At 47.6% G+C, this 14,939-nt stretch carries 17 protein-coding genes; all 17 read left to right on the forward strand.

The genetic code is table 11. The features are described 5' to 3' along the window. The first annotated feature begins 36 nt into the window (after nt 1-36). A complete protein-coding gene (locus tag V6C11_RS12890; RefSeq protein WP_333531581.1) occupies nt 37-348 on the forward strand; it encodes a MazG-like family protein in 312 nt (103 codons plus the stop codon). Nucleotides 349-717: 369 nt separating this feature from the next. Continuing rightward, the gene (gene wecB, locus V6C11_RS12895; RefSeq protein ID WP_333531582.1) at nt 718-1,872 is read left to right on the forward strand and encodes a non-hydrolyzing UDP-N-acetylglucosamine 2-epimerase; all 1,155 of its coding nucleotides are present in this window, start codon (nt 718-720) and stop codon (nt 1,870-1,872) included. Between the two features lie 278 nt (nt 1,873-2,150). Next, entirely contained in the window at nt 2,151-2,381 is a 231-nt protein-coding gene (locus V6C11_RS12900) for an AtpZ/AtpI family protein (RefSeq protein WP_333531583.1), read from the forward strand. A gap of 4 nt (nt 2,382-2,385) precedes the next feature. After that, complete coding sequence (locus V6C11_RS12905; protein WP_333531584.1) at nt 2,386-2,844, forward strand: ATP synthase subunit I; 459 nt, start codon at nt 2,386-2,388, stop codon at nt 2,842-2,844. After that, nucleotides 2,841-3,632: a F0F1 ATP synthase subunit A gene (atpB, locus tag V6C11_RS12910; protein WP_333531585.1), complete on the forward strand. Its 792-nt coding sequence runs from the start codon at nt 2,841-2,843 to the stop codon at nt 3,630-3,632. The genes V6C11_RS12905 and atpB overlap by 4 nt, the downstream gene beginning before the upstream one ends. A 40-nt stretch (nt 3,633-3,672) precedes the next feature. Beyond that, nucleotides 3,673-3,906 carry a F0F1 ATP synthase subunit C gene (gene atpE, locus V6C11_RS12915; protein WP_333531586.1) on the forward strand — a complete coding sequence of 78 codons (234 nt, stop codon included), beginning with the start codon at nt 3,673-3,675 and terminating at the stop codon, nt 3,904-3,906. A 109-nt stretch (nt 3,907-4,015) separates the two neighbouring features. Further along, nucleotides 4,016-4,510, forward strand: a complete 495-nt coding sequence (atpF, locus tag V6C11_RS12920) for a F0F1 ATP synthase subunit B (RefSeq protein WP_333531587.1) — start codon at nt 4,016-4,018, stop codon at nt 4,508-4,510. Further along, nucleotides 4,504-5,049 (forward strand): F0F1 ATP synthase subunit delta, encoded by a 546-nt coding sequence (locus V6C11_RS12925; protein WP_333531588.1) that lies wholly within the window; start codon nt 4,504-4,506, stop codon nt 5,047-5,049. The genes atpF and V6C11_RS12925 overlap by 7 nt, the downstream gene beginning before the upstream one ends. Before the next feature lie 21 nt (nt 5,050-5,070). After that, nucleotides 5,071-6,576, forward strand: coding sequence for a F0F1 ATP synthase subunit alpha (gene atpA, locus V6C11_RS12930; RefSeq protein WP_333531589.1), 1,506 nt, complete (start codon nt 5,071-5,073; stop codon nt 6,574-6,576). Nucleotides 6,577-6,640: 64 nt separating this feature from the next. Next, nucleotides 6,641-7,492, forward strand: a complete 852-nt coding sequence (gene atpG, locus V6C11_RS12935; RefSeq protein WP_333531590.1) for an ATP synthase F1 subunit gamma — start codon at nt 6,641-6,643, stop codon at nt 7,490-7,492. A gap of 41 nt (nt 7,493-7,533) precedes the next feature. Next, complete coding sequence (atpD, locus tag V6C11_RS12940) at nt 7,534-8,952, forward strand: F0F1 ATP synthase subunit beta (protein ID WP_333531591.1); 1,419 nt, start codon at nt 7,534-7,536, stop codon at nt 8,950-8,952. A 2-nt stretch (nt 8,953-8,954) separates the two neighbouring features. Further along, nucleotides 8,955-9,353, forward strand: a complete 399-nt coding sequence (locus V6C11_RS12945; protein WP_333531592.1) for a F0F1 ATP synthase subunit epsilon — start codon at nt 8,955-8,957, stop codon at nt 9,351-9,353. Nucleotides 9,354-9,564: 211 nt separating this feature from the next. Next, complete coding sequence (gene murA, locus V6C11_RS12950) at nt 9,565-10,839, forward strand: UDP-N-acetylglucosamine 1-carboxyvinyltransferase (RefSeq protein WP_333531593.1); 1,275 nt, start codon at nt 9,565-9,567, stop codon at nt 10,837-10,839. A gap of 357 nt (nt 10,840-11,196) precedes the next feature. Then, nucleotides 11,197-12,159, forward strand: coding sequence for a stage II sporulation protein D (gene spoIID, locus V6C11_RS12955; protein WP_333531594.1), 963 nt, complete (start codon nt 11,197-11,199; stop codon nt 12,157-12,159). A 117-nt stretch (nt 12,160-12,276) separates the two neighbouring features. Beyond that, nucleotides 12,277-13,011, forward strand: a complete 735-nt coding sequence (locus V6C11_RS12960; RefSeq protein WP_333531595.1) for a M23 family metallopeptidase — start codon at nt 12,277-12,279, stop codon at nt 13,009-13,011. A gap of 196 nt (nt 13,012-13,207) precedes the next feature. After that, nucleotides 13,208-13,459 carry a sporulation transcriptional regulator SpoIIID gene (gene spoIIID / locus V6C11_RS12965; RefSeq protein ID WP_333531596.1) on the forward strand — a complete coding sequence of 84 codons (252 nt, stop codon included), beginning with the start codon at nt 13,208-13,210 and terminating at the stop codon, nt 13,457-13,459. 383 nt (nt 13,460-13,842) lie between these two features. Further along, nucleotides 13,843-14,877: a rod shape-determining protein gene (locus V6C11_RS12970; protein ID WP_333531597.1), complete on the forward strand. Its 1,035-nt coding sequence runs from the start codon at nt 13,843-13,845 to the stop codon at nt 14,875-14,877. The last annotated feature ends 62 nt before the right edge of the window (nt 14,878-14,939 follow it).

Below are 14,939 nucleotides of genomic sequence, written 5' to 3' on the forward strand. Positions count from 1 at the left end.
TTTACTAATATACTGTTAGGTGGAGGAGGCTGCATCATGTTAACTAAAACCATTGCCCTGCCCAAACTTAATAACCTCTCACCAACCATGGAATCCACAGCTTTAAAGCTAATGGAAGAAACAGGTGAATTGGCCCAAGCCATTGGTAAATTCCGAGGCATGAGCGGCGAACAGACAAAATACCAAGAGCAGGAAGTCATGGAGCTAATCAGTAAAGAACTCCTCGACGTAGCCCAGACCGCTGTCAGCATGATGTTTGTCTTAGAAGAGGAATACGGAGTAAATATTGAGAAGACGAGGGAAAGACATCTAGAAAAATTAGTAAGCAAGGGATATCTTAGCCTTTAGCTGTTAGCTATTAAATGGCCGTGAGCCATGGGCAGTGGGCCTTGAGCTTTAAAACCACTATCTATGTCATCCTGAGCGGATAGCGAAGGATCTTTCTAACATCGAAATTCGTAGGGAACGGTCTTGACCGTTCCGTTCACCGAAACGCTAGCAATAGCGGAATGGTCAAGACCATTCCCTACAACCGCCTTTGAAAGGTTAGTGCCAAGGTCCTTCACTACAGACTAGGCTCACAACAAAACCCTAAAGGCCCTAAAGCAATCATGCAAAAAAAGCCCACGGCCCATGGCCCACGGCTCACGGCCAAAACCCAAGGCTGTCTTTAGGCCGACGGCTGAGGGCGGAAGGCTATTCTTACGGAGGTAGAACATGCTTAAAGTACTTACCGTCTTCGGAACCCGTCCGGAGGCGATTAAAATGGCACCGTTGGTCAAGGAATTAAATCGTCGACCGGACAAAATTAAATCCATTGTTGCCGTAACCGCTCAACATCGGGAGATGCTGGATCAGGTGTTGGAACTATTTGAAATTGTTCCTGATTATGACCTTAACATCATGCAGGAGGGACAAACACTCTACGATGTTACCGTCAGGGCACTAGAGGGTCTAAAGAATGTCCTTACCCAGTGCAACCCAGACTTGGTGCTGGTTCATGGAGACACCACTACCACCTTTGTGGCTGCTTTGGCTGCTTATTACAGACAAATACCAGTGGGGCATGTGGAGGCAGGCCTGAGAACCCACAACAAATATTCACCCTTCCCGGAAGAAATGAATCGGCACCTTACCGGAGCCTTGGCCGAGTATCATTTTGCACCAACCCAAAGGTCCCTGCAAAACCTAATTAAAGAAAATATAAAAATAGAAAATATCTTTGTCACAGGAAACACGGTAATTGATGCCCTAAAAGCAACAGTCAAAGAAAACTATGCCTTTGCCGATCCCCTACTAAATAGTATTGATTTTAATAAACATAAGGTGTTGCTGGTAACAACCCACCGTCGGGAAAATCTAGGGGAACCCATGCGGGCTATTTATAATGCCCTTAAAGAAATTGTGGAAAACTACCCAGATGTGGAGATTGTTTTCCCAGTACATAAAAATCCTGCTGTACGACGGGTGGTCAATGAAGTCTTAGGCGGGATGGCCAGGGTTCATTTAATCGAGCCGCTGCAGTATGAACCCTTCATTAACTTAATGCAGCGATGTTATTTGGTACTAACAGATTCTGGGGGCATGCAGGAAGAAGCCCCTTCTCTGGGAAAACCTGTTTTAGTACTACGCAATACCACCGAGAGGCCAGAGGCAGTGGACGCTGGAACCGTAAAATTAGTAGGGACAAGCCAAGATAAAGTGCTATCTGTCACAAGTAAACTTATTGACAATTTAGAATTTTACAAGAAAATGTCGGAGGCTGTCAATCCGTATGGGGATGGTTTGGCCTCCAAAAGGATTGTAGACTTCATTTGTCACAAATTTGACCCTTCAGAAGAACAACCAGAGGAATTTCTAGCTAAATCATAGCATAATATTTTCCATATATGGGAATTTAACATGCATGTAGTAAAAAATTATTTAAAAAATTGCCTAAAGTCTTAATTCGGTGGAGGAAAAATGAAAAACCTGTAGAAGTATATTATGACAAAAGACGCACAATTGTCACGTACACGACACGTCATGCATATGACAAAGGTGAAAATCCGAACAAGTGTAATGTATTGTGAATTATTGAATTAACGCTGCGATATTGCAGGAGGCAGAAAGCTAACAGCTAGCTACCTGAAAGGAATGCCAAAACCCCTATGACTGAAAAAAGAAAAGGAGAACCACTTAGAGCGTTGGCTCTGGCATCTTCCATCAGCGTAGAGATTGCCACCGCAACTACGGTTGGTTATTTTAGCGGACGATGGCTAGACAGCAAGTTCAATACGGATCCTTGGTTGATGCTGGCAGGCTTATTGCTGGGCATGGCCGGGGGTATGTGGGGGGTTTACATGACCCTGGAAACTTTCCGCAAAAAAGACAAGGAGTGAGTCTATGCTGGGTTCCCAAACCATGCCGAATCTGGAGATACAACTGAAACGAACCATTAAGTCTACGGCTATCGTTGTGGCTTGCTTGGTGTTAGCAGTTGCTTTAGATTATGGCAATGTTGTTTACAAGGGCCTACTGATTGGATCCTTAGTCAGCCTGCAAAATGTCATTTTACTAAGCAAAAGAATTAAAAAAGTTGCCACTATTAAGGATGTTGGCAAAGCAATTGCATATATGCGCAGGGGCTTTTTCATTCGCCTTATTATCATCATGGCCACCCTGTGGTTGTCTATCAAAATGCCTAATGTCAGCTTGAATGCCACAGCGGTAGGCTTGTTTGTTGCCCCGATCCTGTCGATCTCTGACTTTTTTATCACCGTGATTAAAGAAAGTGCCTTCAAAACAAGCACTTTCGATAATAAAGTTAACAAAATTCAACGTGAAGGGGGTGAAAAAGCATGAGCGCTGCAGCGGGAGCTGCGCAGGCAGCAGAACATCATGATATGCTGCACGAGGTGGAAGTGGCCCTAAACTTTTGGAATATTCCATTGTTCACGGACTTCGATAAGTACTGGCATATCTTTGGACTTAGCATTAGTCCCAGGACCATGATCATGACCTGGATTGCCATGGCACTGGTATTACTCTTTGCCTGGTACTGTACCAAAGATCAGAAGGTCAGAAGCCCTGGCAAAGCCCAAACATTTTTTGAACTTTTATGGGACTTTCTAGGTGGCCAGGTCTTTGGCAACCTTGGCAACAAGCTAGGGGCTGCCATGATGCCCATCATTGTAACATTTTTCATTTACATCCTATTTTCAAACCTAATGGGGCTGATACCGACACTAAGTTCACCAACAGCAGATAAGAATACGACCTTTGGCCTTGCTTTAATCGTTGTATTGTTAATTCACTATCATGGTTTTAAAGCCAATGGAATTGGTGGTCATATCGGTCACTACTTCAAGCCCTTTAAACCCTTTGTGTTGATTCACCTAATTGAAGAAGTCGCAAGACCTGTTACTCTGGCCTTCCGTCTTTACGGCAACATCTTCGCTGGTGAAGTGCTGATTGCTGTCTTGTTAGGTCTAATCAACATCAATGCTTACTTGTTTGGCGGATTCATTCCTTCAGTTATCTGGTTGGCCTTCTCTGTATTCGTAGGTTGTGTGCAGGCATTTGTCTTCTCAATGTTAACCATTGCTTACGTTTCACAGTTTGCCGCCCATGAAGAAGCTGATCACCACTAGGTTTTTATCTCTAAACATTTCAGGAAAGGAGGAGAAATAAATGGAAGTAGGAGCCGCTGCTGCTATTGCTGTAGGTTTAGCCGTAGGTTTAGGTGCTCTGGGTGCTGCCATTGGTGACGGTATTTGTACTGGTAAAGCCATTGAGTCTATTGCCCGTCAGCCCGAAGCTAAAGGTACCATTCAAACCACCATGTTTATTTCTGTAGGTCTAATCGAATCTATCCCCATTATTGCCGTAGTACTTGCCTTTATGTTATTTGGTAAGCTTGGTTAATCCAACAAGTACATTTTCTTAGGACGGGGGCGATCTGGCGGGCTTAACGGGGTCTCCAAGCCCGCCATCGCCTTCCTTACTGTCCGCCCAGACGGAAGGAGGGGAATTTGTGGAGAGCTTAGGTTTTAATGGCACAATACTTGCCCAGATGTTCAACTTCCTGGTCTTATTAATCTTGCTCCGGGCGGTGGCCTACAAGCCATTTATGAACATGCTGGAAAAACGTAGGGAACTTATCGAAGGCAGCATTGCTGCCGCCGAAGAAGATAAAAAGCAAGCAGAACAACTGCGCGCTGCCTTACAGGCTGATCTACAGCAATCTCGGGAGCAGGCCGCAGAAATTTTGGCCCGTGCCGCCAAGAATGCTGAAGAACAAGCCCAGCAGATCATTGAAGCTGCCAAGGTTGAAGCTGCCCGTGTAACTGATGGTGCCCTGGCCGAAATCCAAAGAGAAAAGGAAAAGGCTGTGGCAGAACTCAGGGATCAGGTTGCTACACTCTCCATTTTGGTTGCTGGCAAGATTATCGACCAGAAACTGAACGCTGATGTTCAAAAGGACCTGGTAGACAAATTTGTTAAAGAGGCAGGGGATCTGCCATGTTAAGAGGGGCTGTGGCAAGACGATATGCCCAGGCCCTGTATGAAATTGCTCAGGATAAAAATACCCTGGAAGCGATAGAACAAGAGCTCAAGGGTGTTGCCGAAGCAATTGAAGGGACTAGGGAACTCCAAAAGGTTTTATATCATCCGCAGGTGTTACCTGGTGAAAAGAAGAACTTGCTCAAGGCGATTTTTGGTGACAAAATCTCTGCTAAAACCTTACATTTCTTAAGTTTAGTAGTAGATAAACGCCGCGAAAACTACATCTCAGGCATAGCAGCTGAATTTTCTTTTTTAGCCAATGAAGCTCGGGGCAAAGTGGCAGCAGAAGTAACCACCGCCGTTGCCATCGACGAGCAACAAAAACAAGAACTTATAAAAGTGGCTTCACGCTTGGCCGGTAAAGAAGTTGAGCCTACCTTTGCGGTAGATCCTTCACTTATCGGTGGTGTAGTTGTACGTATCGGTAGTAAGGTTATTGATGGCAGCATCAAAACCCGCCTGGCTACTATAAAATCACGCCTTATGTCCAAAACCAGTTAATAGATAGGGGTGAACCAGTACATGAATTTGCGACCTGAAGAGATCAGCTCGATCATAAGGCAGCAAATCGATAAATACGAGGCCCAGGTAGAAGTATCTGACGTGGGCACCGTTATCCAGGTCGGCGACGGTATCGCCCGTGTTTATGGCCTCGAAGATTGCATGGCCTCTGAACTATTAGAGTTCCCTGGCGGCACCTTCGGTATGGCCCTCAACCTGGAAGAAGATAACATCGGTTGCGTTATTATGGGTCCCTACACCCACATTAAAGAAGGCGACCCGGTAAAGCGTACTGGCCGGATTATCTCCGTTCCCGTAGGCGACGCCCTAATTGGTCGTGTTGTTAACCCGTTGGGCCAGCCCATTGATGGCAAAGGTCCTATTAAAACTGATAAATACCGTTCCACTGAGCGTATTGCTCCTGGTGTTATTACCCGTAAATCCGTTACCGTGCCGCTGCAAACAGGCTTAAAGGCTATCGACGCGATGGTTCCCATCGGTCGTGGCCAACGGGAATTGATTATCGGTGACCGCCAGACTGGTAAAACTGCCGTGGCTATTGATGCCATTATCAACCAAAAGGGTCAGGATGTTATCTGTATCTACGTAGCCGTAGGTCAGAAGGCATCTACCGTAGCTGGTGTTGTGCAGTCTCTGGAAGCCCACGGTGCCATGGAATACTCCATCATTGTAGCCGCTAACGCTTCCGAACCCGCCCCACTGCTTTACCTGGCTCCTTATTCCGGTTGTGCCATGGGTGAAGAATTCATGGATCAAGGCAAAGACGTTTTGATCATCTATGATGACTTGTCTAAGCAGGCGGCTGCTTATCGTGAATTGTCTCTGTTGCTGCGTCGTCCACCCGGACGTGAAGCATTCCCTGGGGACGTATTCTATCTACACTCCCGCCTGTTAGAGCGTGCAGCTCGTCTTAGCGAAGATTTCGGCGGCGGTTCTATTACCGCTCTGCCCATCATTGAAACCCAAGCTGGTGACGTGTCTGCTTACATTCCCACCAACGTTATTTCCATTACAGACGGTCAGATCTTCCTAGAATCTGACTTGTTTAACTCCGGTATGCGTCCTGCGATTTCAGTAGGTCTGTCAGTATCCCGGGTTGGTGGTGCGGCTCAAATTAAAGCCATGAAGCAGGTTGCTGGTCAGCTTCGTCTAGACTTAGCGCAATATCGCGAATTGGCTGCCTTCGCCCAATTTGGCTCCGACTTAGATAAATCTACCTTGGCCCGCCTGAATCGTGGTGCACGTACGACACAGATTCTGAAGCAAGGTCAGTACAAGCCATATCCAGTAGAAGAGCAAGTGGTTGTCATCTACACTGCTGTTAAAGGTTTCCTCGATGATATCGATTTGAGCCGTGTAGGTGCCTTTGAAGAAGGTTTCATTAATTTTATGCGCTCCAGCAAGTCTGATATCCTTACGGCTATCAGAGAACAAAAAGAAATTAAATCCGATACCGATGAGAAGTTAAAGGCTGCCATCGAAGAATTTAAGAAGTCCTTTGCCTAATGCATTCTCTAGTGTCGTAGTTTGTAAGGACTCCGTTGCCCGAAAAAAGGTGGTGATTTAGTAGATGGCCAGTGCGCAAGATATTAGGCGCCGGATTAAGAGTGTTAAAAATACCCAACAAATCACCAAAGCTATGAAAATGGTTGCAGCTGCCAAACTGCGTCGTTCTCAGGAGGCTGTTACATCCGCCCGTCCCTTTGCGCTGAAAATTAAAGAAGTGCTCAGCCGTGTGGCTGCCGCCAGTGGTGGTGCCAGTCATCCTCTGCTGGAAGTTCGGGAGATAAAAACAACTGCCTACGTGGTTATTTCAGCCGATAGAGGCCTGTGTGGTGGCTACAACGCCAACGTGTTGCGAAAAGCTTCAGGTGAAGTGGGCGATATAAACAATACATCAATCGTGGCTGTAGGTAGGAAGTCTAGAGATTATTTCAACCGTCGTGGTTATGCTATGTCAGCTTCCTTTGTACAGTTAGGTGAATCCATTCAATTTTCCCAAGCCAAAGAGATTGCCAATTTTGTTATGGACAAATACATGGCCGGGGAATTTGACGAAGTAAGGTTGATTTTCAGTGAGTTCGTTAACGTTCTCACACAGCGTCCCGTCACAGTAAAATTACTGCCGGTGGAAACTCCTGCAGAGGAATCCAAAGGACCCAAGATGGAGTACATCTACGAACCATCTGCCGAAGCAGTATTATCTGAACTATTACCCACGTACGTGGAGTCAACGGTTTTCCGTGCCATGCTGGAAGCAAAAGCCGGCGAGCAAGGTGCCCGTATGACTGCCATGGATTCCGCTACTAATAACGCCAAGGATATGATTAATAAACTAACCCTATCCTTGAACCGAGCCCGTCAGGCTGCCATCACCAAGGAGATTTCCGAGATTGTTGGCGGTGCTGCAGCGCTTGAGTAAATGTGCACTGAAATCTGACTGCAAGGAGGTCGGAGAACCTGATGAACGTAGGCCGAGTCGTCACGGTTATCGGCGTGGTTGTGGACATTGAGTTCGCACCAGGCCAGGTACCCGGCATATATAACGCCCTTAAGATCCGAACGGAGGACCAAGAAGATAAATCCACCGAATGGAACTTAACTTTGGAAGTGGCTCAACACTTGGGCAACAACCGTGTTCGTGCCATCGCCATGTCCTCCACAGAGGGTTTGAAACGTGGCATGAATGTTGTTGACACGGATAAAGCCATCGCCGTACCCGTAGGTCGCCCCGTTCTAGGACGTATGTTGAACGTAATTGGCGACGAAATTGATGGTTTAGAACCGGTTAAATCCGAGATACACTATCCCATTCACCGTCCTGCTCCTGCCCTGGTAGACCAGTCCACCAAAGCAGAAATCTTGGAGACTGGCATCAAGGTAGTAGACCTAATGATCCCCTTCCTGAAGGGTGGTAAGATTGGTCTGTTCGGTGGTGCTGGTGTAGGTAAGACAGTTCTAATTTTGGAGCTGATTAACAATATTGCAAAACAACACGGTGGTATCTCCGTATTCGCCGGTGTTGGTGAGCGTACCCGTGAAGGGAACGATCTTTATCACGAAATGAAGGATTCCGGCGTTTTAGATAAGACCACCATGGTGTTCGGTCAGATGAACGAACCCCCGGGAGCTCGTCTCCGCGTAGGTTTGACTGGTCTTACCATGGCCGAATATTTCCGTGATGAAGAGGGTGCCGACACCCTGCTCTTCATTGATAACATCTTCCGTTTCACCCAGGCAGGTTCCGAGGTTTCCGCGTTGCTAGGCCGTATGCCTTCCGCCGTAGGTTACCAGCCCACCTTGGCTACTGAAATGGGTCAACTACAAGAACGTATTACATCTACCCGTAAGGGTTCCATTACCTCGGTACAGGCCATTTACGTGCCTGCGGACGACTTAACCGACCCGGCGCCGGCCAACGCATTCGCACACTTGGACGCCACCGTAGTATTAAGCCGTGCCATCTCCGAGTTGGGTATCTATCCGGCTGTTGACCCTTTGGATTCCACCTCTCGTATTCTTGACCCTCAGGTTGTGGGTAAAGAGCACTACGATTGTGCCCGTGGGGTACAGGGTGTTCTGCAACGTTATAAGGAGCTCCAGGATATCATCGCTATTCTTGGTATGGACGAATTGTCCGACGAAGATAAAGTGCTGGTGGCACGTGCACGTAAACTGCAGCGTTTCTTATCCCAGCCCTTCAGCGTTGCTGAAACCTTTACCGGCAGACCAGGCCGTTTCGTACCCCTGAAGGATAACATTCGCAGCTTTAACGAAATTCTCGAAGGTAAACATGACCATCTGCCAGAGCAAGCTTTCTACATGGCGGGTGACATTGACGAAGTTATCGAGAATGCAAAACGTATTGAGGCTGGTGCATAATTATGGCAAAAACCCAACGCCTTGATATTGTCACTCCTGAAAAGGTAGTTTTCAGCGAGGAAATCGAATTCGTCGTAGCACCAGGTGCCGACGGTGAACTCGGTATCTTGCCTGAACACGCTCCTCTGGTCACAGCCCTTAAGGTTGGAACTTTGAGGGTACAGCAGGGCGGCAAATTCTTTAAGGTGGCCGTCAGCGGTGGGTTCATGGAAGTCAAGAACAGCCGGATCGTTGTTCTGGCTGATACCGCTGAAAGAGCCGACCAAATTGATGTCGATCGTGCGAATGCCGCTAAACAGCGTGCAGAGCAGCGCATCAACAGCAAAAACTTGGAAGTCGACATCAAACGTGCGGAAATCGCCTTACACAAGGCCCTCAACCGTATCAAAGCTGCGGAATAAGCAGAAAAACCCAGGATAGCAATATTGACTATCCTGGGTTTTTTGTATTTATAGCAGGCTTTTTGGTAATACTAGCAGGTAGCTATTTGCCATTAGCTGTTAGCCCAAAAACCTCCCTCTCCGAGGGGGCTGGCAGCGAAGCTGACGGGGGGAGTCTTCCCACACATTACCGCTGAAGGCGGATGGCTGACGACTGACAAAAGGAGATCCCATGGAAGAAAAAATCATCATCACAGGCGGTAACCCCCTCAAGGGCAACATCCGCGTCAGCGGCGCAAAAAACGCGGTACTTCCGGTCCTGGCAGCATCCCTACTGACAACAACCCAAACCAGGCTGCTAGATGTACCCAACCTAGCCGATGTCGGAGTCATTTGCTCCGTCCTCGAACACCTAGGAGCCAAAATAATAAAATCCGAGGGGGAACTCCTAATTACTGTTCCCACCCTCACCAATATAGAAGCCCCCTATGAATACGTTCGCAAAATGAGGGCTTCCTTTTTAGTCATGGGTCCCCTCCTAGCCAGAGAGGGCAAAGCCAGAATTTCCTTGCCCGGCGGCTGTGCCATCGGCACCAGACCCATCGATCTTCATCTCAAGGGTTTTTCTGCCTTGGGTGCCGATATCCGCTATGGATCCGGCTATATCGAAGCCTCAGCCCAAGAACTCACAGGCTCCGATATCTACCTGGATTTCCCCAGCGTAGGAGCCACCGAAAATATTATGATGGCTGCGGTTCTCGCCAAGGGCCAAACCATCATCGAAAACGCAGCCGAAGAACCGGAAATTGTCGACCTGGCCAACTACCTTAACTCCATGGGGGCCAAAATCAAGGGGGCCGGTACCAAGGTCATTCGCATTACCGGTGTACCAGAACTAACCGGCACCACCCATGCAGTGATCCCAGACCGCATCGAAGCAGGCACCTATCTGGTGGCAGCAGCCATGACCCGAGGTGATGTGGTCGTGGAAAACGTTATTGCCGACCACCTTAAACCTATCGTGGCCAAACTAAAAGAAGCCGGTGCAGAAATTATCGAAGACGAAACCCAAATTCGAGTGAGAAGCCAAAGTAAATTAAAAGGCGTAGACATCAAAACCCTACCCTACCCCGGCTTTCCCACCGACATGCAGGCCCAGTTCATGACCCTCATGACCGTTTCCGAGGGCACCAGCATCATCACAGAGACAGTCTTTGAAAACCGCTTTATGCATGTCAATGAACTAAAACGCATGGGTGCCAGAATCAAAATAGAAGGCCGCACCGCCATCGTCCAAGGAGTAAAAACTCTAAACGGAGCGGAAGTCAAAGCCACCGACCTCCGAGCCGGCGCGGCCATGATCCTAGCCGGCCTAACCGCCACCAACCAAACCGGCGTATCCAACATTCACCACATTGACCGGGGGTATGAAAAGCTGATTGAGAAGCTGCAAGCCATAGGAGCAGATATCCAACGTGTGGAAGAACGGGTGCCGATGTTGGTGTAATTTTGCCATCAACCGTCAGCGAGCCATGGGTAGGGGCGACCTTTGGTCGCCCTCTTTCTAATCGAAGGGAATCAAACCCCTCTCATAAGCCAGACAATCAGCTGGATCTAACCCCCCCCAGCTTTGTTACACTTCCTCCTGTCACCACAACAAAACAAACCGATCATTGTAAAAACCAGTTATACCATCCAATCCAATAAAAATATATAACATATTTTACCAATTGCTATCATATTAATAAAATAGGCAACTTATCTCTATTAACACGGCTTTAAAAACCCCCTAAGAAATACATTCAAAGAGCTAAAGGCTGATGGCTGAAGGCCGACGGCTAATAAAAGGACGGTGCTCCCAAAAGTGAAAAAAATCCTCCTAGCCCTCTTAGGCTTCCTAACCCTACTAGTGGCCTTTCCCAACATTTCTCTAAAACTTTACCAACTAATCAATCCACCACAAATCCAATCCGTAGGTACAACCGTTAAAATGTACAACCACCAAACCCAAAAAATTGAATCCCTCCCGCTAGAAGAATACATCGTCGGCGTAGTGGCAGCGGAAATGCCAGCCTCCTTCCCAGTGGAAGCACTAAAGGCACAATCCGTAGCAGCCCGCACCTATATCATGCAGCGCATGGCCCCGGGAGGCGTAAAAAATGCACGCCACCCTGGAGCGGACGTATCCAGTGACCCCCGGGACGGACAAGCCTGGATCTCCCGAGGGGAAATGGAAAAACGTTGGGGCAAAATAAAATACCTCGAATACTACTACAAAATCCAATGGGCAGTGGATGCCACCAGAGGACAAGTAATAAGTTATAAATCCCAACTAATATTCCCGGCCTTCCACGCCTCCTGCGGCGGCAGCACCGAAAACGCCGAAGAAGTCTGGGTTGCCGCACTTCCCTATCTAAAGGGAGTAGACTGTCCCTACTGTGCCGACCCAGAACCGGATAGACAAGTAACCTATACCCTGGCAGAAATAGACCAAAAACTAAAAACCAACCTATCAGCCGTACCCGTGTCAACCACTAAAAACCAGGCCATCAAAATTACCCAGGAAACCGCAACCGGCCGTCCCAAAGAAATCGAATTTGGCAACAAAGAATACCCAGCCACCCTACTCAGAGAAATCCTAAACCTTCGTTCCACCCGCATCTCCTGGAACATCAACGGCGACAAAATTACCTTCACCACCAAAGGCTACGGCCACGGCGTAGGCCTTTGCCAATACGGTGCCAAAGGCCTAGCCCAACAAGGTAAAAGCTATGAGGAAATACTGAAGCATTACTACGCCGGCATAGAAATAAAAACGATGAAATAGGATAAGGGGTCCGGCTCAAATAAGTGAATGATTCAAGCCGGACCCCAGCGTATATTCACCCCCTTATCCTGGCAATACTATAACCAACGAAGCACGACTACCAAAGGGGATGAAACTATGTGGCCCTTCGAAAATTCACTACGCAACCAATTACGCAACCAAGACCTCATGAAAAAATACCGTGAATGGTTAAAAAAATGGCTGCTCAAAGGAAATGGCAAGTTTAATGCCGCCGCACGAATCAGTGCAGTGCTAGTCATAGCCCTTCTATCCGCCTACGGCATATACAACTGGCAAAATGACCGGACAGTAAAAGATGCCGTCACAGGAAGTAATACCAACCAAGTAATTAAAGAGGACTACCAAAAGACACCAACCACCCAAGAACAAAATAATACAAAGACAGCAATACCCAAAGTAAAAAATGCTACCACCGTAACACAACCGAATGTAAACCCGGAGGAAATGGTCAAACCAGTCATGGGTCATGTACTCACAGGAGTGGGTATGACCTTCTCCGAAGTCTTTAAAGACTATCGCTATAACACGGGAGTTGCCCTAGCCGGCGACCAAGGCACAGAAATTAAAACGGCACTGGCCGGGACCGTCTCCGGGATTTCCACTGCAGAAAACAACACCATGGTTGTTACCCTAAGACACGATAACAATTGGGAATCCTCCTACAGCGGTCTAGAAAATGTTCAAGTCCAAACAGGACAACAGCTTGACAAAAACCAAATCCTTGGCACCCTGGGCAAAAACAGCAGAACCAATGGTGTTTTAGAGAATCACTTGTACTTCCAAATCACCAAAAACGGTGAACCAGTAGATCCTAATATCTACTGGAAATAAATTATAACTTGTCATTGCTCATCCAAATGGCCAATTTAAGGCCATTTTCTTTTTATTTTGTGACATTTCTCCTACCCCCCCGCATATATTTAAGTAAAAAGTAGCTCGGAGTGAAGTAATACCAAAGAAGACATCCATTCTCACACTTCTGACTTCTAACATCTCACGTCTCACTTCTCAAATGGGGGGTAGTAAAATGCAGGACTACATCCAAAAGCGGGTGCTGGACATATGTGCGTATATTTTAGAGACCAGGGCTACCGTAAGAAAAGCGGCTCAAGTCTTTCAAGTTAGCAAAAGCACGGTCCACAAAGACATGACAGAACGACTCCCGTCCCTAAACAAACACCTGGCCCAGGAAGTAAAAACCATACTAGACGAAAACAAGGCAGAAAGACACCTCAGGGGCGGAGAAGCCACTCGTAGAAAGTATAAAGAAATTAGTTAGTCAAAAAACAGAGAAATTTTGTAGATAAAGAGGGATTTACACAGGAAATAGAGAATCCTACATTTTTAGGATAATCTGCCATTCCTGTTTTTCTTTTCATAGACCTAGTACAACCACCCCAGCTTGAGGGCACTACGTAAGGGACAAGCCCCAGGCTTAAGGCTAATGCTTTGGGGTCAAGCCTTTAGCTATTATCTTTTAGCTTTTTGAAAACAACACAGGAGCTAAGAAATTCGATACGTTATGTAATATCCGCAACCCTTAGTGTACCAGAACCGTAAGAAATACATGCAATAAAGCTGCGGCTAACAAGAGTGACCGCTAAAACGCAGGTCAGCGAACTACCGATCCAATACAAACAACAAGCTAGGAGGAACACCAAAATGTTTGGTCTCAACACCGATATAGGAATAGATTTAGGAACCGCCAGTGTTCTGGTATTTGTCAAAGGAAAAGGCATCGTACTCCGGGAACCCTCGGTGGTTGCCATTAACAAAGACACCGGCAAAATCATCGCCGTAGGCGAAGAAGCCCGCCGCATGCTGGGCCGTACCCCTGGCAACATTGTCGCCACCCGCCCCCTCAGGGAAGGTGTCATTGCCGACTACGACGTAACCGAAAAAATGCTCCGTTACTTCATTAATAAAGCCAACGGCAAAAAGTGGTTCTTCCGCCCCCGGGTCATGATCTGCATACCCTCCGGCGTCACCGGTGTCGAAGAAAGGGCCGTCCGCCAAGCCTCCGTCTCCGCCGGAGCCAGTACCGCCCACCTCATCGAAGAACCCTTGGCCGCAGCCCTCGGCGCAGGCATCGACATCGCCGAACCCAGCGGCTCCATGATCGTCGACATCGGCGGCGGCACCTCCGACGTTGCAGTACTCTCACTCGGCGGCATCGTTTGCAGCCGTTCCATCCGCGTTGGTGGTGATAAATTCGACGAAGCCATCGTACGCTATATAAGGAAAGAATTCAGCCTCATGATCGGCGAACGCACCGGCGAAGAAATCAAAGTAGAAGTAGCCACCGCTGTTCCAGAGAAGACACCCGAAAGAGTCACCGAAATCCGCGGCCGCGACCTGATAACTGGGCTACCCAAGGCTGTTACAGTAAGCAGTCACCAGGTTTATAATGCCATAGCTGAGCCCCTGGAAGCAGTGATCAGTGCGGTAAAAGAAGTGCTGGAAATGACCCCGCCGGAATTGGCGGCAGATATTGTGAACAAGGGTATTGTGATGACAGGTGGTGGTGCTTTGCTGCATGGGTTGGATATTCTGATTTCAGAGGAAACTGGTTTGGCAGTTTATATAGCGGATGATGCTATTTCCTGTGTGGCTCAGGGGACAGGGAAGGCTTTGGCCATGATGAATGTGCTGCCGAAGCAGAAGAGTGGGAAGTTGTTTAAGAAGGTTATGGGGTAGATAGTTTATATGGCTTAATCTTTAACAGGTTATTTCGTTAACTTTGCAATAAAAATACTTAA

It is taken from the genome of Desulfotomaculum sp. 1211_IL3151 (assembly GCF_036763075.1).
Taxonomy (GTDB): domain Bacteria; phylum Bacillota; class Desulfotomaculia; order Desulfotomaculales; family Desulfotomaculaceae; genus Desulfotomaculum.